The following is a 24,940-nucleotide window of genomic DNA, read 5'->3' as shown; positions in this document are numbered from 1 at the left end:
TAAAATGTCGCTGACGTTGTTGAAATTTAAATCAACGACACGAAGGGCTGGTTACAGCGGTAATAATGGTTTTCTATGAGGTTTTATTTATTAGCTGAACATGTAGTCGTTCTGTGTTTATAGAAATAGCATTGTTTTTGCGTTTTTATGAATAATTGCCCTGCAAGAGGTGTGGGATTCCCACGCCCCTTATGGGTTATACACTGACTTTATCGGCAGTATTGTCTTCATCCAGCGCGCGCTCAAAGCTGCGCAGTCGCTTGTAGATTGACATCAGTTCGACCAGCGTAGTCCAGGAGTTGATCAGATACTGGAACGCGCTGCGCACTTGATCGAACACATTAGTGATCTGCGTCAGCAGGCCAAGGGTGATCGCCCCGGTGACAATTGAGGGAAACAGCACAAAGATGCTGAATACCGCATCCAGTTGCAGATAAAAAATACGCGCGATATTGAAGTAGAGATAGTGAAAGTAGAGGCGAAAGTAGTTCTTACGCACGTGGCTAAACAGATCGCGTACCAGCGGCGGGTTGGCACGCTGTGCGTCATCCTCGCCGTATACCAGCTCTTTACGGTAGGCGGCTTCCACCCGCTGATTGCGAAATGACAGACCGGGTAGTTTAATCCCCACCACCGCCAGTAGCCCGGTGCCGAACAGTGACCATACTACCGCTGCAATCACCAGCGCATAGGGGATCTGGCCGAGGATCGGCACGGTTTTCACATGCACCGACAGCGCCACCAGCACCGGTAAAAAGGCGATCAGCGTCATCACCGCATCAATCAACCTCACGCCCATGTCCTCCAACGTGGAGGCGAAACGCATGGTGTCTTCCTGTACACGCTGGGCAGCCCCTTCGATGTGGCGCAGGCGCGGCCAGTATTCCATGTAGTAACTGTTCATCGCGGTGCGCCAGCGGAACACGTAGTGGCTGATAAAAAACAGATTCAGCACGTTAATCACCACGGCAATGAACGCGATACTGAGAAAGCCGTTTATCTGGGTATAAAACGCCGAGATCTGAATGGTATTCGGATGTGCCATCGCTTTTTGGATCAGGTCATAGAACGGCTCATACCAGCTGTTGATCGCGACACCGACCTGGACGGAAAACCAGGTGACAAAGATAATCAGCGCACTGCCGAGGATTGACCAGCGTTGCCAGGTATGCGGGCTGAAGAAAAACCAGCCTCCGGCAAACAGCAGCGTGACCAGCAGATAATAGCTGTAGAAGCCCAGTTCGCCGGGGGAGATAAAACGCAGTGCGTTGTTGGGCAACGCACCGGGAGGCAGCCATGAAAAATGGATCATCAGGTGAGCGAGCTTGCTGTCAGCATAGCCAAACCAGAACAAAACGGCCAACAGGCTCCAGATCACCACGCTGCTAAAAAACAGCTCTGGCCTGGGGAAAAAGGATTTAAACATAGGCACTCCGCTGTTAATGTCTGGTGGTTATACCGCGATTGACTGTGAGTAATCTCGTTAAGGTTGTATCTATTAATGTCCGTGACGAAAATACTTTATTCTCTGTGGTTATTTATGCCGTTAATTGTCCCGTACTCTTTATTTTGTAGAGGTGGAATACCAAATTCACCTTTAAATTCATGCGAAATAGCGTGGTTGTTTGAAAATTAACTCTGAATGTTTTTTAACCAAAGCCGATAACGATCAATGAACTGCTATGAATAGACTGAATTTTCTTGAATTGGCTCATGTTTTCAGTTTATACCCGTGTGGTTTAACCACACTGAAAGACAAGAACCCTGCAGCCCTGGGGGCGCGGGGGCGGTATATTTTGCGCCAGAGAATGGCGTATTGCAGCGCTGACAGCGTTTTCCCCTGACGGGAAAATGACCACCAGCGTCCAGGCGAAAGTAATAATGAATGAAAACTCAGATGTTATGTACCGACTGCTGGTACAAAGCGTGGTCGATTATGCGATCTATATGCTCACGCCGGATGGAACTGTCGCCAACTGGAACCCTGGGGCGCAGCGTGCCAAGGGTTATCTCCCTGCTGAGATCGTCGGGAAGAACTTTAGCTGTTTCTACAGCTATGAAGATCGCCAAAAAGGCCTTCCCGAGTATGGGTTGCAGACCGCGCGCGCGAATGGGCGCTTTGAGACGGAAGGCTGGCGCTATCGCAAAGATGGCAGCGCTTTCTGGGCCCATGTGTTCATTGATTCTATTCGCAGCGAGAGCGGTGAGTTACTCGGTTTTGCCAAAATTACCCGCGACTGCACAGAGCAGCGTCGTATGCAGCGCGAACAAATCGAACGTGAGCAGACATTCCGCGTGCTGGTGGAAGGGGTAAAAGATTACGCCATCTATATGCTGGACCCGCGTGGCATGGTGATGAACTGGAATACCGGTGCGCGCCGCGCCAAAGGCTACGCGGCTGAAGAGATCGTCGGGAAGCACTTCTCCTGCTTCTACAGCGCTCAGGATCGCCTGCTGCAACTGCCGGAAACCAACCTGAAAACCGCCGCCAACAACGGGCGTTTCGAAGATTACGGCTGGCGCTACCGCAAAGATAGCAGCGCTTTCTGGGCGCATGTGGTGATCGACGCGATCCGTAATGACCACGATCAGCTGATCGGATTTGCCAAGATCACCCGCGACTGCACCGAAGTCCGTGAGTATGAGCATCAGATCCTGCGCTCGAAAGATCTGGCCGAGCAGAACAGTGAGAAAATGGCCTCGCTGTCAACGTTTCTCGATACCATCATTGCCAACATTCCTTCCTGCGTCATCGTTGAAGATGTGGTGTCACGCGAGATCCTGCTGATCAACAGCAAGGCGGAGAAGCTGCTGGGTGGCACGCAGCGTGACTTTATCGGCAAACGTGCGCCGGACTGCATGACGGCAGAGATGGGCGAGTACTTTATGCAACTCTCTGACAATGCGCAGCGCAAAGAGGGGATGCAGCGTAACGAACGGCTGCTGACCACGCCGGGCGGTGACCGCATTATCAATGCCAGCGCTTCGATCATTCGCGGTAACGATGAGCACCATAACTATGTGTTGCTGATCGCCGATGATGTTACCGATCAGCGTGCTGCCGATGCGCGTATCCACCATATGGCGCACCACGATAACCTGACCAGCCTGCCAAACCGCGTTCTGTTCAGTCAGCGCCTGACCCAGGCGTTGCGTGAAGACCGTGATGCGCGCCGTAAAACGGCAACGCTGGGCCTTGATCTGGACAATTTCAAAAATGTTAACGATGCGCTGGGCCATCAGGTGGGGGATGATTTGCTGCGTTCGGTGGCGGTACGACTGCGCTCGGTGCTGCGCGACCAGGACACGCTGGCACGCAGCGGTGGCGACGAGTTTTCAATTGTGCTGCCGGGGTTGACGCACCAGCATGAAGCCGAAGTGGTAGCCAGTCGTCTGATTGAAACCATTCGTCCACCGTTCTGCGTGGATGGCCACAACCTCTCCGTCGGGCTGAGCGTGGGTATTGCTATTTCGGACAGCGGCATGACCACGCCGGATGAACTGCTGCGCTGCGCGGATATGGCACTTTACGAAGCCAAGCGTAACGGCCGTAACCGCTTTGAGCACTTCACGGCGGCCATGAGTGATGTGGCACAGAAGCGCCGGGTGATTGAAAACGATCTGCGTGAGGCCATCACCGGCCGTCAGCTGAAGCTTTACTACCAGCCGATTACCAACAACCTGCATCGCGAGATCATCGGCTATGAAGCGCTCATGCGCTGGCATCACCCGAAAAAAGGCATGATTATGCCGATGGACTTTATTCCGATTGCCGAAGAGACCGGGCTGATCCACAGCCTGGGAGCCTATGCGCTGTATGAAGCCTGCCGTGAGGCTGCCACCTGGCCGGGTGAGCAGAGCGTGGCAGTGAACCTGTCGCCATTGCAGTTTAAAAACAGTGCGCTGGTCTCGGTTGTTGAAGCGGCGCTGAAGGATTCCGGCCTGGCACCGCATCGGTTGGAAGTGGAGATTACGGAGTCCGTGCTGCTGGATAACACCCTGGTGAACATCCACATCTTGCAGAAGCTGAAAACGTTGGGCGTGCGTATTGCGCTGGATGACTTTGGCACCGGCTATTCGTCGCTCAGTTATCTGCGCTCGTTCCCGTTCGACAAAATCAAAATCGATAAGTCGTTCATTAACGATATGCATGACAGCCGTGAAGCGCTGGCGATTATCCGTGCCATTACCGGCATGAGCCGCAGCCTGGATATTCAGATCACCGCTGAAGGCGTAGAAAGCAACGAGCAGTTTGAACGTTTGAAAGCGGAAGGTTGTACCCTGTTCCAGGGCTACTACTTTGGGCGCCCGCAGCCGTCAGAGAGCCGTTTGCAGGAGTTCTGAGCTTAACACCGGGTCGGGCATGCCCGACCCCTACAATGCCCGTATACAGCATCATCCCTCGCCGCCCGTATACAGCATCATCCCTCGTAGGGGCGAGGCACGCCTCGCCCTCTGCCTGCCATCACAATTGTTAATGAAATTGTGCCTTTTTGTTTCTATCCCCTCACGCCTTGTACGTATTACTGTTACAGTATATGTAATTGTTACCGGTAACAATAATAACTGAAATTCGCCGGAACAATGACCCATCCGCTCCCCCATTTTTGCGATCGCCCAGGCGAACGTTCGAGAAGGCAATGTCATGTCAGAGCAAAAAACAGGCAGTACACGCAGAGATTTTCTGCTGAGAACCATCACGCTGGCCCCGGTGATGGCGCTGGGAAGTGCTGGATTAGGTTCGCTGGCGGCATCTGCGTCGGCGGCCGCGCAAGACAGCGCGCCCGCTGGCCCGCAACAAGCACGTGAGTACCAACCCACCTGGTTTACGCCGGAAGAGTACGCGTTCCTTCAGGCGGCCGCCGCACGACTGATCCCGGCGGATGAGCGCGGCCCCGGTGCGCTGGAAGCGGGCGTTCCTGAGTATATTGATCGCCAGATGAATACCCCTTACGCCACGGGCAGCAACTGGTATATGCAGGGACCGTTCCACCCGGATGCTGATAAAGCGCTGGGCTATCAGCTGCCACTGACGCCGCGTGATATCTACCGCCTGGGTCTGGCCGATGCCGATGCACTGGCAAAACAGCAGCACGGCAAGGTATTTGCGGCATTGAGCGGCGAACAGCAGGACGCGTTCCTTCAGGTACTGGAAGCGGGCAGCGTTGAACTGCCCCAGGTCCCGGCCAAAACCTTCTTCTCCTTCCTGTTACAGAACACCCGCGAAGGCTTCTTCAGCGACCCGATCCACGGCGGTAATCAGGGGCTGGTCGGCTGGCAGCTGATCAACTTCCCAGGCGCACGCGCCGACTTTATGGACTGGGTAGAACGCGGTGAGCGCTACACGCTGCCGCCGGTATCAATTCGCGGGGAAAGAGCATAGTCATGGCAAACGAACAGAAAAAAGTGGATGCGGTGATTGTCGGTTTCGGCTGGGCCGGGGCGATCATGGCGAAAGAGCTGACCGAAGCCGGTCTCAACGTGGTGGCGCTGGAGCGTGGCCCGCATCGTGATACCTATCCTGACGGCGCGTATCCGCAGGTGATTGACGAACTGACCTATAACATCCGTAAAAAGCTGTTCCAGGATTTGTCAAAAAGCACCGTGACCATCCGTCACAATGCCGCGCAGACTGCACAGCCGTACCGTCAGCTGGCGGCGTTTCTGCCCGGCACCGGCACCGGCGGCGCGGGCCTGCACTGGTCGGGCGTACATTTCCGTGTCGATCCGATGGAACTGCGCATGCGCAGCCACTATGAAGAGCGTTACGGCAAAAATTTCATCCCGGATGGCATGACCATTCAGGACTTCGGCGTGACTTACGATGAGCTGGAACCGTTCTTCGATCAGGCCGAACGCGTGTTTGGCACCTCCGGGTCGGCGTGGAGCGTGAAGGGCAAAGTGGTCGGCCAGGGCGGCAAAGGTAACCCGTTTGCCCCGGACCGTTCTGCTGACTTCCCGTTGCCAGCACAGAAGCGCACGTACTCCGCACAGCTGTTTGCCCAGGCCGCAGAGAGCATTGGCTACCATCCTTACGATCTGCCTTCGGCCAACACCTCTGGTCCCTATACCAATACCTACGGTGCCCAGATGGGGCCATGCAACTTCTGCGGCTATTGCAGCGGTTATGCCTGCTACATGTACTCCAAAGCCTCGCCGAACGTGAACATCCTGCCCGCGCTGCGCCAGGAGCCGAAGTTCGAGCTGCGCAACAATGCGTATGTGCTGCGAGTGAATCTGACCGACGATAAGAAACATGCCACGGGCGTGACCTATGTGGATGGGCTGGGGCGTGAGAACGTGCAGCCGGCCGATCTGGTGATCCTCTCCGCCTTCCAGTTCCACAACGTGCATCTGATGCTGCTCTCCGGCATTGGTAAGCCGTACGATCCGGTGACCAACGAAGGCACCATCGGGCGCAACTTTGCCTACCAGAATATCTCCACCATTAAGGCGTTCTTCGATAAAGACGTCTTCACCAATAACTTTATCGGTGCAGGTGGCGCGGGTGTCGGCGTGGATGACTTCAATGCGGATAACTTTGACCATGCCAAATATGGCTTTGTCGGCGGTTCACCGATGTGGGTCAACCAGGCGGGCGTGAAGCCGATTTCTGGCCTGCCAACGCCTCCGGGCACGCCGAACTGGGGCAGCAAATGGAAAGCGGCGGTGGCGGATCACTATACTCACCACGTCTCGATGGATGCACACGGCGCGCACCAGTCCTATCGCAATAACTATCTCGATCTCGATCCGAACTACAAAGATATTCACGGCCAGCCGCTGCTGCGTATGACCTTTGACTGGCAGGACAACGACATCAAGATGTCGCAGTTTATGCATGGCCGGATGCACAAGATTGCTGAAGCGATGAATCCGAAACTGATCAGCGGCTCGCCAAAAGCCGCCGGGACCCATTTCGATACCACCGTGTATCAAACCACCCATATGAACGGTGGGGCGATCATGGGCGAAGATCCGAAAACCAGCGCCATTAACCGCTATCTCCAGAGCTGGGATGTGCCGAACGTGTTTGTTCCCGGTGCCTCGGCGTTCCCGCAGGGTCTGGGCTACAACCCGACCGGCATGGTGGCCGCGCTGACCTACTGGTCGGCAAAAGCGATTCGCGAACAGTACCTGAAAAACCCGGGTCCGCTGGTGCAGGCATAAGGATAAGCAGATGAAAAAGTTACTTCTTATTGCCCTGTTGCCGGGCATGATGGCGTTTAACGCGCTGGCAGACGACAACAATGACGCACTGATCCAACGCGGTGATTACCTCGCCCGTGCCGGGGACTGCGTGGCCTGCCACACGAAAGCGGGTGGCGAACCGTTCGCAGGCGGGCTGCCGATGGCCACGCCGATCGGCACCATTTACTCCACCAATATCACCCCGGATAAACAGGGCGGGATTGGCGGCTACAGCTATGACGACTTCCAGAAAGCGGTCCGTCATGGCGTGGCGAAAAACGGCGATACGCTCTATCCGGCGATGCCGTATCCCTCTTACGCGGTGGTCAGCGACGACGATATGCAGGCGCTGTACGCTTACTTTATGCACGGCGTGAAGCCCGTGGCGCAGGCGAATCAGGAGAGTGACATTCCGTGGCCGCTGTCGATGCGCTGGCCGCTGGCCATCTGGCGCGGGGTGTTTGCCCCGGATGTGAAGGCATTCCAGCCGATCAAAGGGCAGGATGCGGTGCTGGCACGCGGTCAGTACCTGGTGGAAGGGCTGGGCCACTGCGGAGCTTGCCATACACCGCGCAGCATCACCATGCAGGAAAAAGCGCTAAACAACGATGAAGGCAGCGACTTCCTTTCCGGCAGCAATGCGCCAATTGATGGCTGGACCGCCAGCAATCTCAGAGGTGACGGACGTGATGGACTTGGCCGCTGGAGTGAAGACGATCTGGTGCAGTTCCTGCGTATGGGCCGTAACGATCATACGGCGGTGTTTGGCGGTATGACTGACGTGGTGCAGCACAGCCTGCAACATCTGACGCCGGAAGATGCCACGGCAATTGCCCGCTATCTGAAGTCGCTGGGTGCCAAAGATCCGAATCAGGTCGGCTTTACGCCGGACGACACCGTGGCGAAAGCGCTGTGGAAAGGTGATGACAGCAAAACCGGGGCGTCGGTGTATGTGGACAGCTGTGCAGCCTGCCATAAGACGGATGGCAGTGGCTATAAACGCTTCTTCCCGGAACTGCGTGGTAATCCGGTGGTGCTGACTTCTGACCCGACGTCGTTGATCCATATTGTGCTGAGCGGCGCACAGCTGCCGGGCATGAAAGGGGCACCGACCACCATTACCATGCCGGCTTTCGGCTGGCGTTTGAACGACCAGCAGGTCGCCGATGTGGTGAACTTTATCCGCACCAGCTGGGGCAATACGGCGGCTGAAACCGTGTCGGCCAGCGAGGTGGCAAAAGTGCGTAAAGATGAGGCGGTGGTACATCAGCAGGGTAATGCGGATGTGGAGAAGTTAACGCCGTAACAGACTCATTCGGGCTGACCTGATAGGACGGTCAGCCCTGTTGTTAAAGCATGTCCGCGCCATACTGATTACAGGTGACAGGTTGGATACAATTCCTTAATCACCGTTAAAGCGAATTCCACTTCTTCTGGCCGTGTTTGCCTGCCAAAGCTAAACCTGACGCTTGATTTAACCTGATGGTCATTAAGACCAATGCCCCTTAAGACATGGCTGCCCGCAGCATGCCCGGAAGAGCAGGCGGATGACGTGCTGATGGAAAGACTTTGGGTTAATTTTTCCAGGAAGCGTTTAAAATCGATATCTGCAAATGTCACGCTGCTGACATGAGGTAAGCGAGGGCATTCAGCCCCATTAAATGTCACCATGGCGAAAGTCAGTAGCTGTTGCTCGAAGCGATCGCGAAGCCTTTTCATCTTTGTCGGCTCCCCGGTGTTTAATGCCTCTTCTGCCCGCTCAGCTGCTTTACCAAAACCAACAATACCGGGAACATTTAACGTTCCACTTCTTAAACCAGACTCACCATATCCGCCCGTTATCTGCTTTTTTATTAATGTATCGAACACGCCTGACGACTTGCGAAGATATAAGGCCCCGACACCTTTTGGACCATATATCTTGTGCGCTGAAAAAGTCAGAAGATCAATGTTATTTGAATGCATGTCCAGTGTCATTTTACCCACTGCCTGGGTTGCATCGCACATGAACGTGATGCCATATTCTCTGGCGATATTGCCAATGCTGTCGATGGCATTGATCGTACCCAGTTCGTTATTGGCGTACATGATTGAAATAAGTATTGTTGTGTCCATGATTGCCGATTTTATTTTATCAACACTTATCTCACCATTAGTTTCAGGTTCAATGTAAGTCACTGATGCACCCTCTTTTTCGAGATCCTTCAGCGTTGCCAAAATGGAAGGGTGCTCGATTGACGAGGTAATAATATGGTTGCCATTTACATTATTAATGCTGTAGAGGCCGCGTAGCGCAAGGTTATTACTTTCAGTTGCTCCAGACGTAAATATGATTTCATCTGGATTTGAACCAATCAATGTTGAAATTTTCTTTCTCGCCTCTTCAACAGCATGATGAGCCTGGTTCCCATGATGGTTGTTTGTGCTTGCCGCATTGCCATAAATGACATTAAAAAAAGGGATCATTTCCTCAATAACTTTGTCATCACAGGGTGTTGTGGCATTGTAATCTAAGTAGACAGGGATGAGGGGGGGAACTTTCATCTTTGTTTTTATCCTGTTAGTTATAGGGTCTGGTGACCATAAACATGACCCATAAGGTGGAAAGTGAAACCCCCAGCAACTGATATATTCAGTCATCTGGGGTAAAGTAGAAACTATTAATAAGTCGATGTTAGTTTTACAGTATTGATTGTGAACAATATGACGGCAGAGTATAAAATTAACATCAATACACTTGAACGCGCCATAGCTCCCTGTCAGCAGAATTTTCAGACATTGAACGACGTCCGTGCAACACACTATAGTTGTCAATAATAACGATATCGCCGTCCTGCCAGATATGTTCGACAAGGTTACGCTCATCATAGGCGAGGTTATTAATAAGACGAACGGTTTCATCAGAATCGGTGTCTTTTCCCACCACTTTAGTCATGAATTTTTGCAGATCTGAATGACTGGATTCCTGATATCTCAATACTTTTTCGCCAGTGATCGGGTGTTTCGCAATCAGCGGGTATTGACGTTCCTTGCCACCAAAGTAGGTAAAGGGAGTATGGTAGCTCATAACAAACTGCTCCCATTCTTTCCGGGTTTTGCTATCGAGGATATCGAGTGCATTTTTTGCATCAACCAATGTGGTTTGTCCCTCTCCAGGAAGTGGCGCTTTCTTACAGTACAGAACAAATGATTTTGCCGCGAAATTGGGATCTTTTTCAACGAAGGGATTGTCAGGAGGCAGCATACTCAGATCCCAGTGCAGCGGAATGTCCTCCAGCGAGTGGACGAAGCCATCAGGTTTATCATGTGGCTTAACTTTATGTACGGGGCCAAACTGCCATATATAAGGATTGCCGAACTGTGCAGTAAATTGGGTCAGGTTATCTTCATCTATTACGTCAATCCCTCTGATAACGACAAAACCATAGTTGAGGATCAGCTTTTCAAGTAGTGCTGTTGGTAAGTCTAAACAATTCCTTTTGTTGTGATTATTGATGTGGGTTAAGAGAATGCCAAACCGGCCTTCATGGATAATCTGTGCTTTAAAGTCATCATGCGATTCAATGGGTAACTCAATCACTCCCCAAGGTTTTTCTTTGTTTTCTATGGTCATGATATTATATTCCTTTTCTATTTCATGTTTATGAAATAATTTCCATTTACCATTGTGAGATAATAATGGTGTTTGGCTCCAGGGTACCTTCCCCATTTTCATATCGCCAGGCAGAAGTGTGATGGGTATTTTTTCATGTGATGATGATAAGTGAGTGCTCAATCTCACTTCTTTCGGGAAGTGGTATTTAATCATTTCACTCAGGCCCATGCCTCGAACGAACATTTTATTGGCTAATGTGGCAACCCATTTTTTTTGTTCTGGAGTCAGACTTTCATTATGTGAATATAATTCGAGGGATAACATTCTTTCTATGGCATGAATATCCTCTTTGTTAGGTGTTTTTGTTTTCTGTTGAACATAGGATGAGGCCTTTTTTAGATAAAAACCCAGTATTTCATCAACAGTTGAGTTGGACGCATTGAAATTAACGTTTTTTTCATGCAGAGATGCATAAGAATGCCATTTGATATTTGACCATTGGTTTAGTTTCCTCACGGTAAGGTTGTATTCTTTACCAACAGAGTCCGGTATGTTAAGAATGTCAGAGAAGGTTCTGCTGTCACTAAAAATATTTAATACAGCCCCTGGCTCATAAACATCTGCGATGGCATGACAAACATTATTCAGTTCTCTTAATGCAAGATATTCACCTTGATCGGGTAATGCTCCCATGACTTTAATGCCAATGTTAGGCGATTTTAGTGGGAATCCTGGAAGAATTAATTCAACAGGAATATCATGCATGATCCACCAAACAAGCTTTTCTTTGAGATATGCCAGCCTTTTCCTGTAGATAGCCTCACTGTTCTGCTCGCTAAACATTGGTGTCATTGCGGCAATAACTTTTTCTATTTTACTGTCTAATTGTTGAGTGTTTTTTTTATGCTGAATGTAGTGCTGTAACTTTTCTCCAAATGTATCCCATGCGCCAAATTCTTCAGGGTTCCATACCTGTGAAATAAATGCATCGACAGTGTTTTTCCCCCATCCTAAAAAAAGCATGTTGTAATAGGCGATAAAAAAAGTAACGCGATAATTTAAATCGCAATGTATTATTTTTTTCTTATCGGCAATCATTGAGTATATGCTGCAAAATGAAATAAAATCTTCTTTTTTTGGATTCCAAAAATCCACTAAAATACTGTATCGCTGAAAACCTGATTTCGTTACAACGGTTTCTTCATTATCTCCATTATCCAGCGTTTCATCATCAGAAAGGTTAACAATATATTCAACCCCGAACTCTTTTAATTGGCTAAGGTTATCATGACTTAACTTACCGGAAGATAATGTGAGTGAGTCGATTTTTATTGCATTTAAAAATTTCTCATATTTCATCGTCATCTCCTTAAAAGGACGATCTGCCATCAATTCATCCATGTTTATATCTCGACAAAGTGGCTTGGGCTGCCATTGACATAAACCATTGCCGTTGAGTTCTCATCAATTTCATAACGTTTAAACAGCACGATCTCCTTTCCACGCTTTAATGCTACGGAATGCCAGGGGGTCAGCCAATTATCATCAGACTTTGCCAGGCTAACACCAATTTTTCGTGATTCTCTTTTCTGTGGGTGTATAGATAGTCGTAAGGAATCGGGGAATATTTTTTCGACTAATTGACTCCAGGCATTACTTCGCTGTATGACCCGATATGCATTAGTTCGCGCTCTTTTCTGTAAGTTGTTTTTGCTAAACGCTGCATATTTTTCCATGCCACACATATCGTCGAAAAGAAATTTAGTGATACCAATATACATATCATGAACTGAAGGATATATTTCACGGTTGTTTTTTATTTTCTCGATCGGTTCACCGAAAAAGACTAACAGTTCATCTCTTTTGGTCGGCAAATCTTTAATGTATTCGAAATGGTCATCCAGATCATAGAAAGTGAAACAGTCAGGGTGATTTTCATCGACATACTGTTTTAATGCGATCAGATATTGCTCGATTTCCTCATCACTGATTTCTACCACATCCGAAAAGCAGTAACCATCAGAGCAAATAATTATTTGCGCACCTGGCTCGTAGATCGATTTAATTTTTATGCATAAATCAGACAGGTTCTTCATCGCCGTTTTCTCTGCCAGATCGGGAAGTACACCTAACGTTTTTTTCTTATTGGGTGATTTTCCGGGAAAGGCAGGCAATATCATGTTTATTTTTTTATTTTCGTTGATGCGTTTCAATAACGTCTGTAAATGTGGGCCGTACTCACGTTCACGAGGTATTTTAAGATCAGATTCACCCTGTACCATCCTTCTTTCATTAAACAGAATGTTTATGATTTTTTCGGCAACATAATGGGAATTATCTATGTTTTCATCTGCTGACTTTGACGTGTTCCTTTCATGTTTCATAGAGATATTATCCTTAATATTGTTTAAATATAGGGTGAGTCAATCAGATTGGTTTTTTTAAACTTTTATTGTATTAAATAAACTGTTAAAATTGGCGTTATTAGTGTTATAAACGTATTTCGGTTACCGAAAAACTATTTAGTCACAATGGTATTGTTAGCATGAAGAAAAAATTAAGTATACATTTTTCAACGAAGGTTATTTCGGGTGATACATCACTGAGTCATATCAGGGGGCCAGCAGAGCATGAAGTCAGAGAACAGATAGTTCGTGCGGCAGGTGTCTATTTTCGTACGTTCGGATATGAAAAAACAACCGTTTCAGAGCTGGCGAGACATATTGGTTTTTCAAAAGCGTATATTTATAAATTTTTTAATTCAAAACAAGCGATTGGTGAAGCTATTGCCTCTTCTTGCATTGAGACTATTATCGATTCATCAGCAGTCAGTTTTGCCAGAGCGGCCTCTCCTGATGAAAAACTTAGTCTGTTCATCACTTCATTAACAAATACGATTAAACAACTTCTTTTTGAAGAGAAAAAATTGTACGACATCGTAAAGTTTGCTGTGTTGGAAAACTGGTATTGCCATCAACGACTGCAAAATTTCATTGAAACCACTATTGCGGCTATCCTTGATGAAGGGCGGGGTAGTGGATTGTTTGACAACAGATTACCTGTTGAAGTGGTAGGGGAATCTATTTATCTGTCTTTCCAGTCTTTTCTTAACCCTGTGATGTTAGAGTATTCTCAGGATCAAGACCCAAAACTGGTTATTGATCTTGTTCTATCTGGTATCAGAAAAAAATGATATTTTAGTGACTGTTTGACATAGTAGTCACAGCTGTGTAACTTCCTTCTAAAACGCTAAACAGAAGGAAGGATACACATGTTCTGCGCCCAATCTAAACGTCATTATCAATATACCTTAGTCAGAATTGTTATCGTTTTTTTTGCTCTTTCAGCTTCGGGTTGCGACAATTCAATACCACAAACCTCTCTTTCCCCGCCTTTAGTACGAACTTTTCGTACTACTGACAATTTACAAATTAATAAAGAAAGCTTTACGGGCACTGTTGTGGCGAAAACACAGAGCAATTTGAGTTTTCGTGTTGCTGGCAAGGTAATGCAAAAAAATGTCGATGTTGGTCAACGCGTAAAAAAAGGACAGATCCTGGCCCGAATTGATGCGGCCGATCTTTTATCGCAGCTAAATGCCAGCAACGAGGCGGTGTTGGCGGCAAAAGCTGAGCTGCTTAAAGCGACAAATAATGAGCAGAGATTCCGTTCACTGGTGTCGACAGGGGCGGTATCCCGGGTTGATTATGATGCGGCAAAAGCGCAGGCAGATGTTAATCGTTCAGCACTGCGCAGTGCTGAATCGCAGTTGAGTATTGCCAGTAATGAAACCGGCTATGCGGAATTAACCGCTGATGTTGATGGCGTGATCACTAACACTTTCATTGAACCGGGTGAGTATGTCTCTGCCGGGCAAATCGTCATCCAGTTGGCCCACCAGGGGTCACGCGAAGCCAAAATAAATCTTCCTGAAAGCCAGCGCCCAAAAATAGGGGAAACCGCTACCGCTCATCTCTACAGTAATAATAAAACCACCCAGGCAACACTGAGATTGCTTTCAGAGGCAGCCGATCCTACGACACGCACTTACGCAGCACATTATACGCTGGACGGTGTTTTCCCCCCGTTAGGTTCAACAGTATCCCTTAGTTTTGATCATCAGCCTGTATCAGGTTCAACACATATTCCTGTGACGGCCATTAATGATTTTGGACAGGGTACAGGGGTGTGGTGCATCAATGAAAAGACGTCTGAAGTTTCCTGGTGTCCGGTGAAAATATTAACGCTGACGAATGACAGTGCCACAGTGCTTGATCTTAATCAGGATACGCTGATCGTTTCTCTCGGTGCTCATCTCTTACGCGAAAATGACAAAGTTCGCTATCTTCCGCTTTCAGAGAACAAGTCATGAAGGGATTTAATCTGTCTGAACTTGCGGTGCGGGAACGATCGATTACCGTTTTTTTCTTAATCATTACCTGCCTTGCGGGTATTTATTCATTTATCAATTTAGGACGTGCGGAAGATCCCGTCTTTACCATCAAGTCGATGACCATCACCGCCGCATGGCCCGGCGCAACAGCAAAAGAAATGCAGCAACTGGTCGCTGAACCGCTAGAAAAAAGGTTGCAAGAACTGACCTGGTACGACAGGACAGAGACTTTCAGCCGACCAGGGTTAACCTTTATCACCCTGACATTAAAAGATGAGACGCCCCCTGCTGAGGTGGCCGGCGAATTTTATCAAAGCCGTAAGAAGATTATGGATGAGCAGGTGAAATTGCCTTCCGGCGTACAGTTCCCCCAAATGGATGATGAATATGGTGATGTAATATTCACTATCTACGCCTTGAAAGCCAAAGATGAGTCGATGAGAAACCTGGTTCGAACGGCTGAAGACTTGAAGCAGCAGATTCTGACAGTGCCGGGTGTGAAAAAAGTCAATCTTATCGGTGAACAAGCTGAACGCATTTTTGTTGATTTCAATTATCATAAAATCACTACCCTGGGATTATCGCTCGATAAAATACGTGCTGCACTCGCCGGGCAAAATAGGGTGGCTCCGGCAGGGGCGATCAGCACCTCTAGTACAGATGTCTTTATCCGTACCGACAGTGCACTCTCCAGCCTGGAACGAATTGAGAATACGCCCATCGTGGAAAACGGGCGCACTATCAGGCTGAAGGATATTGCTACAGTAAAATATGGTTATGAAGATCCCCCCGCATTTAAAATAAGAAATCAGGGCACCCCGGTTCTGCTTATTGGTGTGGTGATGTATCAGGGATGGAATGGATTAAAGCTGGGAGATAGTCTTCGGGAAAAGCAAAAGCAGATATCTTCAGATTTGCCGTTGGGCATGTCTCTGGTTGAGATCACCAACCAGGCAGACAACATCAAACTGGCGATTAATGAGTTTATGCTTAAATTTTTTATCGCGTTAACAGTGATTATGTTAGTCAGCCTGTTCAGTCTTGGTTGGCGTGTGGGATTAATTATCTCTGCCGCAGTACCGCTTACGCTGTCGATTGTTTTTATCATCATGTTAGCCACGCACCGGGATTTCGACAGAGTCACGCTGGGCGCGTTAATTTTATCCCTTGGCCTGCTGGTTGATGATGCAATTATCGCTATAGAGTCGATGATTGTGCGCATGCAGGCTGGCTTTGGCAGAATTGAGGCCTCTTCTTATGCCTGGTCTCATACTGCAGCCCCTATGCTGGCGGGGACGTTGGTCACTGCGATAGGTCTGATGCCTGTGGGGTTTGCGCGATCCAGCGCCGGAGAATATGCCGGAAATATTTTCTGGATCGTTGCGTTTTCTCTGATTGTTTCCTGGCTTGTAGCCGTTACTTTTGTTCCCTACCTGGGGGTTAAACTCCTGCCGGAAGCGACAAAGTCCCACCGCAGTTTGTACGATATTTACAACACGTCTTTCTACAACCGTATGCGCAAAATGCTCTCCCTGATTATCCGGTTTAAATGGATGGTCAGCTTCAGTGTTTTCCTGGTTCTTGGCCTTTGTGCCGCAGGTATGGGGCTGGTGGAAAAACAATTTTTCCCAATATCTGACAGGCCTGAAGTGATGGTGGAAATTAATCTGCCTTCCGGGACGTCTATTGAGCAAACCAGTCTTGCTGCCGCCAAAGTTGAAGCGTGGTTGCAGCAGCAGAGTGAGACACTCATTATGACAAGCTACATTGGGCAAGGTGCTCCGCGTTTCTATCTGTCTATATCGCCAGAATTACCCAATCCGGCATTTGCTAAAATCATTGTGTTGACCAAAGATCAGCATGCCCGTGATGTGCTACAAACCAAACTACGCAACGCGGTGGTCGACGGTCTCTCTTCTGAAGCCCGAGTGCGGGTTAGCCAGATTGTTTTCGGTCCCTACGTACCTTATCCCATTGCTTTTCGGGTGACGGGCCCCGACAGCGACCGGGTTAAATCCATCGCGACTGAGGTGCAAAAGGTGATGCTGGAAACGCTTCATGTTGAACACGTTAATAAGGACTGGGGGGACCTCAATCCTACCCTTCACTTTATTATCGACCAAAGCAGGCTGAATGCTTTCGGGCTGACAGCCTATGATGTCGCCAGCCAGTTAAGGCTCTATATCAATGGTGTTTCCGTCTCCCAGGTGCGGGACGGTACGCGCACCGCAGAGTTGGTGCTAAGAAGTTCGGGTGAGGCCCGGTTGGACCCTTCCCGGCTGAATAGCTTTACCTTCACAGGTAGCCAGGGTCAGCACATTCCTTTATCTCAGGTGGGGCAGTTGCAGGTGATGGCAGAAGAACCGCTGATTAAACAGCGTAACCGACTGCCGACAATTACCGTGCAGGCAGACGCCGGGGAAGGATATCAACCACCTGATTTATCTGTAAATATTATGGAAAGGTTGGCTCCTCTCGAGAAAACTCTTGGCGTGGGATATCGCATTGAGATGGCGGGATCCATTGAAGAGTCCATAAAGGCCAATGATGCGCTGGAAAAAATATTTCCCATCATGCTGATATTAATGCTGTCGGTGATTATTTTTCAGGTGCGTTCAATCAAAGCGATGTTCATGGTGATCCTTACCGCCCCGCTGGGGTTGATCGGTGTGGTTCCGGTGCTCATTCTGTTTAATCAACCTTTTGGTTTTAACGCGATTCTGGGATTGATTGGCCTTGCAGGTATCCTGATGAGGAATACGCTGATCCTGATTGGGCAAATCCAGGATAATGTTAAAGCCGGATTAAGCAATAATGCTGCGATCATGGAAGCAACAGTGCAACGGTTCCGGCCCGTATTCTTAACGGCACTGGCCGCGATTTTGGCGTTTATTCCCCTGACCCAGTCCGTATTTTGGGGATCGCTGGCATATACACTGATCGGCGGGACTATCGGTGGAACGATAGTGACATTACTGTTCCTGCCTTCGCTTTATGCCATATTTTTTAAAGTGAAAGCGCTGCCTGACCCGCATGCCGATCAGATTAGCCATGCTCGTTAGTGCAAGGCTGTTCTGACCGGACCGGTTATCGTCATGGTTCTGGTGACGATAACCGGCCTGTCAGGGTTATGATTGACCGTAATACGCCCCCGCCCCATGCTTACGCAGATAATGTTTATCCAGCAGCACCTGCTGCATATCACGCATCCCCGGCGTCAGCTGACGCGAGAAAATCCCCATATAGGCAATCTCTTCCAGTACCACCGCGTTATGCACGGCGTTATCCGCGCTGCTGCCCCAGGCGAACGGCCCGTGGGCGTTGACCAGCACCGCCGGGACTGCCGTCGGGCTGATGTCGCGTGAGCGGAAGGTGTCGATAATCACTTCGCCAGTGTTGTGCTCGTAATCTTCAGCGATCTCCTGCGGCGTCATCAGGCGCGTGCAGGGAATCGTGCCGTAGAAATAGTCGGCGTGGGTGGTGCCCCAGGCGGGCAGATCCAGCCCGGCCTGCGCCCAGATGGTGGCGTGGCGCGAATGGGTATGCACGATGCCGCCGATATCGGCAAATGCCCGGTACAGCGCCAGATGCGTGGCCGTATCGGAAGAGGGCTTCTTGCTGCCTTCCACGGTGCGGCCGCTTTCCAGCTCCACGACCACAATGTCGTCAACCGTCATGCCGTCATACTCCACGCCGGAAGGCTTGATCGCCACCAGTCCGCTGCTGCGATCAATGGCGCTGACGTTGCCCCAGGTAAAGGTCACCAGATGGTGGCGCGGCAGCGCCAGATTGGCCTCGAAAACCTGCTGTTTCAGTGTTGCTAAGCTCATTGTAAGCCTCCTTCCTGCATTTTCTGTTCAATCCAGCGCCGGGCCTGCACGATCTCGGCCACCGGCTCCTCGGCTTTTTCGGTCCACATCTCAATCAGAAACGCGCCACGATAGTTAAGCTGTTTCAGCGTGCGGAACACGCCAACAAAATCGACACAACCTTCGCCAAATGGCACGTCGCGGAACTGCCCCGAAGAGCTGGCGGTGACTGGCTGCGTGTCCTTCAGATGGATGGCGGCGATGCGGTCAATGCCCAGCGCCAGTTCGGCGGCAACGTCATTGCCCCAGGCCGTGAGGTTGCCGATGTCGGGATAGACCGTGAACCACGGCGAAGCCTGCTGTTTATCCCAGTGTTTCCATTTGCTGATGGCATTCATAAATTCGGTGTCCATAATCTCGACAGCCAGCATCACCTGTGCGGCGGCAGCGCGGTCGACCGCCCAGGCCAGCCCTTCAGCAAAGCGGGCCACCGTGCCTTCATCGTGCGGTTCGTAGTAGACGTCGTAGCCCGCCAGCTGAATGGTGCGGATGCCGACATCTTTTGCCAGTTGGATCGCCTGCTCCATCAGCTTATAGGCCTGCTCACGGATGGCCGGGTCTCGGCTGCCAAACGGAAAGCGGCGGTGCCCGGAGAGGCACATGGAGGGGATGGTTACCCCGGTTTCCATTATCGCGTTGACCAGCGACAGGCGCTGCTCCTTGCTCCATTGCAGGCGTGACAGCCGCAGGTCGGTTTCATCTACCGACATCTCGACGAAATCGAAGCCGCAGGCTTTCGCCAGGGCGAGGCGTTCCGGCCAGCTCAGGTGCGAGGGCAGGGCTTTTTCATAAATTCCCAGCGGGTGTTGGCGCATGATTATTCTCCCCAGATGTCGGCAATCGCCTGATGGAACTCGGCAGCGGTAGCCAGCCCGTTGGCACTTTCACTGAGCGCCCGGCCGACGATAAAGGCTTTCACATCAATCTGTTTAAACTGCGGCAGCTCGTCCGGGGTGAGCCCCCCGGTGACCGACAGGGCAAAGCCCAGATCGGACAGGGCTTTCATTGCGTCCAGATCCTGATGGCTCCACTGCTGGCCGCTGGCCTGCGCATCGCGGCCACGATGGTAGATAGCCTGCGTTAGCCCCAGCTTGCGCCACTGGCGGGCGTCATCGAGCGTCCAGTGGCCGAACAGCTCAATCTGGATATCTCCCTGGTGCTGATGGGCGACCTCAAGCGCGCTGGCAAAGGTCGCCAGCGGGGCTGCGCAAATCACCGTCATCCAGTTGGCCCCGGCTTCAAACGCCAGTTGCGCCAGGGTGGCCCCGGCATCCGCCACTTTAAAATCGGCCACCAGGGTTTTATCCGGTAGCTGCTGGCGCAGCTGGCGCACGGCGTCAATCCCGGCGCTGAAGCAGAGAATGGTGCCCGCTTCGACGATATCCACCTGCTGATGCAGCCGCTGCGCCGTTTCCAGCGCGGCATCCAGCCGGGTGTGATCGAGTGCCAATTGCAACTGCGGAATCCGTGAATGACTCATGATGTAACTCCTTGTGCGGCGATCAGCGCCGTCAGTAGCTGCTGGTAACGCTGGTATTTTTTCTGATACAGGGCATGGCGCTGCGCATCCGGTTGATAGCTGACGATGGCGGGTGCCAGCCCCTGCTGCGCCTGTTGCAGAGAGGAATACGCTCCGGTGCCGGTCATCGCCGCCAGCGCCGCGCCCAGGCAGCCGCTCTCTTCAATCTGTGGGATCTCGACCGGCAGCCCGCTGGCGTCGGCAAACATCTGCATCCACTCGGCGGAACGCGTCGGCCCGCCGCTCAGGCGCAGAGCGCTGACCTGAGGGAAGCGGATGAGAATGCGGTTGAGATGGGTGAGGTGCGAGAACACCACGCCTTCGTAGATCGCCTGCACCAGATGGCCGCGCTGGTGGCCTGCCTGCATACCAAAGAAGCTGCCGTGCAGGTCGGCCCCGGCGTTGCAGCCGTAGAGGAACGGCAGGAACAGCAGCGAGCTTTGCGCAGGCGGCAGGGCGGCGACCCACTGATTCAGCTGCGCATAATCGTCAATCCCCCACTGCTGGCAGAACCACTCCAGATTGGCCGCCGAGGTCGGGCTGGCTTCGTGAATGATGTACTGACCGTCAATGGCGTAGCGCCCGTACACGAACGGATGACCACTTTCATCGCTGATGCGGTCGGTGATGCCGCTGGTGACCGACCAGGTGCCCATCACCGCGTTCAGCCGGGTATCGTCATGCAGCCCGGCGCACAGCGCGGCCGACACCACATCGAATAGCCCGCCGACCACCGGCGTGCCTGCGCGCAGCCCACACAGTGCTGCCGCTTCTGCTGTGACTTCTCCGGCGATCTCGGTTGGGCCGACAATCGGCGGCAGGGCAGGCAGAATGTCGCCGAGGCCGAGTGTGTTCGCCAGGGCGGCAGACCAGCCACCCTTCTCCATATCGTAGAGGTTGGATTCAGAAATATTGGTCTCTTCACAGGCCAGTTTTCCGGTCAGACAGTAGCGCAGGTAGTCATGCGCCATCAGCACGCTGCCGATGGCCGCATAGCGCTGCGGCTCATGCTCTTTTAACCAACGCAGCAGCGAAACCGGGTGCCCGGTCCACAGCGTTTGCCGCGTTATCGGGTAAAGCGTCTGCGGCATCCCTTCGCGCTGCCAACGCTGTACCAGCGCCAGCGCCCGGCGGTCCGACGAGAGGATGCCGTTGCCCAGGGGCTGCTGCTGTTTATCCAAAAGAAACAGCCCTTTACCCTGTGCTGAAATCCCCACGCCCGCCACCTGAGCGGCATCCAGCCCGCTGGTTTGCAGTACCTCGGCAATCACGCGGGCGGCCTGCTGCCACAGCAGCGGCATATCGCGCTCGGCGCGCCCTGGCTCTGGCACCAGCACGGGCAGAGTTTGCCGTGCTACAGCCCGTTCACGACCTTCGGCGTCATACAATCCGGCTTTAATAAAGGTGCCGCCGCAGTCCAGCCCTAACCAGTAGCTCATGCTGCCTCCTTGTTCTGTGCATCGCAGCGTGCAGGCAGCGTCAGTGCCAGTAGTGAGGCGATTGTCAGTGAGATCGCCAGGCTGTAAACCCCGGCATCTTTGCTGTAAGCAACAATCAGCACGCCGACCATATAAGGACCGCAGAAGCCGCCGAGGTTACCCAGCGCGTTAATCACGCCGCGAGCACCGCCCGCCACTTCGGCATTAAACAGGCGGGGAGGGATACTCCAGAACACCCCGGCTGCCGACTGAATAAAGAACCCGCAGCCGCACAGCGCGGCGTATGACCACCAGATATGGGATTTCAGCAGCACCGACAGCGCCATGCACAGGGCAAACCCGGCCAGCGGCAGGGCGACGAACAGCTTGCGCCGTCCGGTGGCATCGGACAGCGATGAGAACAGGAACATGCCGAAGATCGCCCCGACATACGGCAGGATCGCCAGAAAGCCCACCTGCTCCAGGTTGCCGTTGGTCAGCCCTTTGAGGATGGTGGGCAGCCACAGGGTGTAACCGTAGATCCCGGTCTGGTAGAAGAAATTCACCATAATCAGCCGCCACATCACCGGCTCTTTCATCACCTGGCGCAGCGAGGCTTTGCGGGTGTTTTTGCCTTTGATCAGCAGCTGTTCGTCGTGCAGGGTTTTGATCAGATACTGTTTTTCAGCGGGTGAGATCCACTTCGCTTCCTGCGGGCGGTTGCTGATGGTGAAGTGCCACAGCGCCATCACAAACAGCGACAGCACGCCCTCCACGAAGAACAGCATGCGCCAGTCCCAGGCGGTAATGATCCAGCCAGAAAGCGGGGCGGTGAGGATCCCGGCGATCGGCACAAACATGATCACAATGGCGTTGGCGCGGCCGCGTTCGGCATCGGGGAACCAGTTGCCGATCATCGTCAGCACCACGGGTAACATGCCGCCTTCGGATACACCGAGGGCAAAGCGCAGCGCCAGCAGCTGATACTGATTGGTTGCCAGGCCGGTCAGCAGAGAGATCACCGCCCAGGCCAGCAGCGACCAGCCAATAAAGCGTTTACCGTTGCCGTAGACCGCCAGCTTGCCGCCGGGGACTTGTAAGAACAGGTAACCGATAAAGAAGATCCCCCCAGCCAGTCCGGCCATCGAGGCACTGATGCCGAGATCGGCGTCCATCCCACCGGGCATGGCGAAGGCGATATTGACCCGATCCATATAGGAAATAATGCAGGTGATCAGGATCGGCGGAATGATCCGCAGCCAGCGCAGTGAAGGGATCCCTTCCCGGGTGATCGATGTGGAAGTCAGGCTCATAGTGATCCTCTTTCTAGTCAGCGAGATCGGCCGTGGGGATCTTCACCACCACCTTGCGGATGGCCTCGGGCGCATTCAGCGCGCAGTTCGGGCGGTGAATATCCTGCGGGAAGAACACGGCAAAATTGCCTGGCTGCATCAGCACCAGGGTTTCATGCGGGGCATCCTGGTAAAAGATGATGTCGCGTTCGTCGTCGTAGGGCTGGTGGATAGTCGGTTCACACTTCTCCGTCGCCACGCCCATCAGCTCGTTGCCGGACACCAGATACTGCACGTCGATAAAACGACGGTGTGCTTCCGGGTAGTTATCGCCGTGCGGGGCGGTGTGCAGATCCAGCACCTGTACCTGCCAGCCGGTCTGGCTGTCCTGATAGCGTCCGGCCGCCATATTGGCCAGGTCGTGAGTGGCTAAATAGTCGAGGGCACGTGCAATGGCAGGCGGATAATGGTGTGCATCGGTATTATTGATATGTCCAAAAATCATGCGGTTTCCTCCCTTACAGTGCCTGGATACGTGCCCAGACGCGCTCATCAACCGGAATGCCGAGGCGCTGGTTCTCTGCACGGATACCGGGGAATTTATGGCCGGGCAGGCGGATGGCCTGCTGGCTGTCGGCGCGTTCGGCCCCGGTGATGGACTCGCGAATGCGTGCCAGCTTGCTGTCGCGGGTGGCACCGTCGATCAGGCGGTCGACGTCGATGGCGATAAACACCTGTGAGATACCAAATTCATCGCCGTTATCTTGCGTGACTTCGGTAACGGATGCGCCGTTGGAGAGCAGGGTGGCGACCATATCCAGTACGATCGAGAGAGCAGAACCTTTCCAGTAGCCCATCGGTAAAATGCGGCGATTTTCTTCAATCGTGGCGGGATCGCGGGTGTATTCACCGTCATTGTCAAAACCACCATCGACCGGCAGCGTTTTACCCGCCAGGCGGTTCACCTCCAGCATGCCGTAGGAGAACATCGACATCGACATATCGACCATGGTGATCGGTTCGCCCGGCACGGCGACGATCAGCGGGTTGGTGCCGATGGCGCAGTTTTTCGCACCCCACGGCGGCATCACCGCGATGGAGTTAGTCCAGCAGACGCCGATATAGCCTTTTTCCGCTGCCTGCCAGCCGTAGCTGCCGCCGCGCATCCAGTGGTTAGCGTTGCGTAACGCCACCAGCCCGATGCCGTGCCCGTCGGCCAGTGCAATCGCGCGATCCATCATGCTGCGGGCGGTGAGATTGCCGATGGCGCGGTGGGCATCCCACTGCTCTATCGCACCCAGCGAGAGGATTTTTTCTGCTTCGGCCTGCGGCACGATGTGCCCGGCATCCAGCTGCTGGATAAAGCGGGGGAACCGATTCACCCCGTGGGAGTAGACGCCGTTCTCGCTGGTGTCGGTGAACATGGTGGCGCAGCTTTCGGCTTTGTCCGCCGGCACACCGCGTGCCAGTAACACCCGCAGGAACTCCTGTTTCAACTGCTGATAGCTGATTCTCATACTGCTGTCTCTCCCCGAAGGTGGCTTTATTTCAATATGTGGAATATCGTTCCAAATAAATCCTATGCGCCAGGGGGGAACAAGTCAAAGAAATGAGGTGGGATTTTATCTTTATAAAACAGTGAGATAAAATTAGTGTCGGGTTC

Annotated in this window: 18 protein-coding genes; 7 read left to right on the top strand and 11 right to left on the bottom strand. The window is 52.0% G+C overall.

From position 1 onward, the window contains the following. Nucleotides 1–196: 196 nt before the first annotated feature. Nucleotides 197–1,426, bottom strand: coding sequence for a peptide antibiotic transporter SbmA (gene sbmA / locus ACFL9S_RS09235; RefSeq protein ID WP_405261554.1), 1,230 nt, complete (start codon nt 1,424–1,426; stop codon nt 197–199). Nucleotides 1,427–1,881: 455 nt separating this feature from the next. Here sbmA and ACFL9S_RS09230 point away from each other — a divergent pair, with 455 nt between their 5' ends. From ACFL9S_RS09230 to ACFL9S_RS09215, 4 genes are all read left to right on the top strand, one after another. Beyond that, nucleotides 1,882–4,344, top strand: a complete 2,463-nt coding sequence (locus tag ACFL9S_RS09230; protein WP_405261553.1) for an EAL domain-containing protein — start codon at nt 1,882–1,884, stop codon at nt 4,342–4,344. A 301-nt stretch (nt 4,345–4,645) separates the two neighbouring features. Beyond that, nucleotides 4,646–5,383 (top strand): gluconate 2-dehydrogenase subunit 3 family protein, encoded by a 738-nt coding sequence (locus tag ACFL9S_RS09225; RefSeq protein ID WP_405261552.1) that lies wholly within the window; start codon nt 4,646–4,648, stop codon nt 5,381–5,383. Nucleotides 5,384–5,385: 2 nt separating this feature from the next. Further along, entirely contained in the window at nt 5,386–7,170 is a 1,785-nt protein-coding gene (locus ACFL9S_RS09220; RefSeq protein ID WP_405261551.1) for a GMC family oxidoreductase, read from the top strand. A gap of 10 nt (nt 7,171–7,180) precedes the next feature. Then, the gene (locus ACFL9S_RS09215) at nt 7,181–8,497 is read left to right on the top strand and encodes a c-type cytochrome (RefSeq protein WP_405261550.1); all 1,317 of its coding nucleotides are present in this window, start codon (nt 7,181–7,183) and stop codon (nt 8,495–8,497) included. 68 nt (nt 8,498–8,565) lie between these two features. Here the strand turns inward: ACFL9S_RS09215 and ACFL9S_RS09210 are convergent, their stop codons facing one another. The 3 genes from ACFL9S_RS09210 to ACFL9S_RS09200 form a co-directional block, all read right to left on the bottom strand. Further along, on the bottom strand, nt 8,566–9,735 hold the full coding sequence (locus tag ACFL9S_RS09210; protein ID WP_405261549.1) for a cysteine desulfurase family protein: 1,170 nt from the start codon (nt 9,733–9,735) through the stop codon (nt 8,566–8,568). Between the two features lie 184 nt (nt 9,736–9,919). Next, the gene (locus ACFL9S_RS09205; protein ID WP_405261548.1) at nt 9,920–12,187 is read right to left on the bottom strand and encodes an L-tyrosine/L-tryptophan isonitrile synthase family protein; all 2,268 of its coding nucleotides are present in this window, start codon (nt 12,185–12,187) and stop codon (nt 9,920–9,922) included. 2 nt (nt 12,188–12,189) lie between these two features. After that, on the bottom strand, nt 12,190–13,170 hold the full coding sequence (locus tag ACFL9S_RS09200; RefSeq protein WP_405261547.1) for an L-tyrosine/L-tryptophan isonitrile synthase family protein: 981 nt from the start codon (nt 13,168–13,170) through the stop codon (nt 12,190–12,192). Nucleotides 13,171–13,331: 161 nt separating this feature from the next. On the opposite strand from ACFL9S_RS09200, the gene ACFL9S_RS09195 reads away from it, so the two are divergent. The 3 genes from ACFL9S_RS09195 to ACFL9S_RS09185 all read left to right on the top strand — a co-directional run bounded on the left by ACFL9S_RS09195 (nt 13,332) and on the right by ACFL9S_RS09185 (nt 18,241). Next, nucleotides 13,332–13,979 (top strand): TetR/AcrR family transcriptional regulator, encoded by a 648-nt coding sequence (locus ACFL9S_RS09195; protein WP_405261546.1) that lies wholly within the window; start codon nt 13,332–13,334, stop codon nt 13,977–13,979. Between the two features lie 78 nt (nt 13,980–14,057). Next, nucleotides 14,058–15,158, top strand: a complete 1,101-nt coding sequence (locus ACFL9S_RS09190; protein ID WP_405261545.1) for an efflux RND transporter periplasmic adaptor subunit — start codon at nt 14,058–14,060, stop codon at nt 15,156–15,158. Continuing rightward, entirely contained in the window at nt 15,155–18,241 is a 3,087-nt protein-coding gene (locus ACFL9S_RS09185; protein ID WP_405261544.1) for an efflux RND transporter permease subunit, read from the top strand. Before ACFL9S_RS09190 ends, ACFL9S_RS09185 begins: the two co-directional genes overlap by 4 nt. 66 nt (nt 18,242–18,307) lie before the next feature. Here ACFL9S_RS09185 and araD read toward each other — a convergent pair whose 3' ends face one another. Genes araD through yiaK form a run of 7 tightly spaced genes read right to left on the bottom strand, consistent with a single transcriptional unit; the run spans nt 18,308 to nt 24,794 of the window. Further along, nucleotides 18,308–19,009 carry an L-ribulose-5-phosphate 4-epimerase gene (gene araD / locus ACFL9S_RS09180; protein WP_405261543.1) on the bottom strand — a complete coding sequence of 234 codons (702 nt, stop codon included), beginning with the start codon at nt 19,007–19,009 and terminating at the stop codon, nt 18,308–18,310. After that, on the bottom strand, nt 19,006–19,863 hold the full coding sequence (locus ACFL9S_RS09175) for an L-ribulose-5-phosphate 3-epimerase (protein ID WP_405261542.1): 858 nt from the start codon (nt 19,861–19,863) through the stop codon (nt 19,006–19,008). Before ACFL9S_RS09175 ends, araD begins: the two co-directional genes overlap by 4 nt. Nucleotides 19,864–19,865: 2 nt before the next feature. Beyond that, nucleotides 19,866–20,528 carry a 3-keto-L-gulonate-6-phosphate decarboxylase UlaD gene (gene ulaD, locus ACFL9S_RS09170; RefSeq protein ID WP_405261541.1) on the bottom strand — a complete coding sequence of 221 codons (663 nt, stop codon included), beginning with the start codon at nt 20,526–20,528 and terminating at the stop codon, nt 19,866–19,868. Beyond that, the gene (locus tag ACFL9S_RS09165; protein WP_405261540.1) at nt 20,525–22,006 is read right to left on the bottom strand and encodes an FGGY-family carbohydrate kinase; all 1,482 of its coding nucleotides are present in this window, start codon (nt 22,004–22,006) and stop codon (nt 20,525–20,527) included. The genes ulaD and ACFL9S_RS09165 overlap by 4 nt, the downstream gene beginning before the upstream one ends. Then, complete coding sequence (locus ACFL9S_RS09160; RefSeq protein ID WP_405261539.1) at nt 22,003–23,298, bottom strand: MFS transporter; 1,296 nt, start codon at nt 23,296–23,298, stop codon at nt 22,003–22,005. Before ACFL9S_RS09160 ends, ACFL9S_RS09165 begins: the two co-directional genes overlap by 4 nt. 13 nt (nt 23,299–23,311) lie before the next feature. Then, complete coding sequence (locus ACFL9S_RS09155; RefSeq protein WP_405261538.1) at nt 23,312–23,782, bottom strand: YhcH/YjgK/YiaL family protein; 471 nt, start codon at nt 23,780–23,782, stop codon at nt 23,312–23,314. Between the two features lie 13 nt (nt 23,783–23,795). After that, nucleotides 23,796–24,794 carry a 3-dehydro-L-gulonate 2-dehydrogenase gene (yiaK, locus tag ACFL9S_RS09150; protein ID WP_405261537.1) on the bottom strand — a complete coding sequence of 333 codons (999 nt, stop codon included), beginning with the start codon at nt 24,792–24,794 and terminating at the stop codon, nt 23,796–23,798. Between the last annotated feature and the right edge of the window lie 146 nt (nt 24,795–24,940).

Source organism: Erwinia sp. AnSW2-5 (genome assembly GCF_045107195.1).
Lineage (GTDB): Bacteria > Pseudomonadota > Gammaproteobacteria > Enterobacterales > Enterobacteriaceae > Erwinia.
This window is presented reverse-complemented; position numbering and strand designations above follow the sequence as displayed.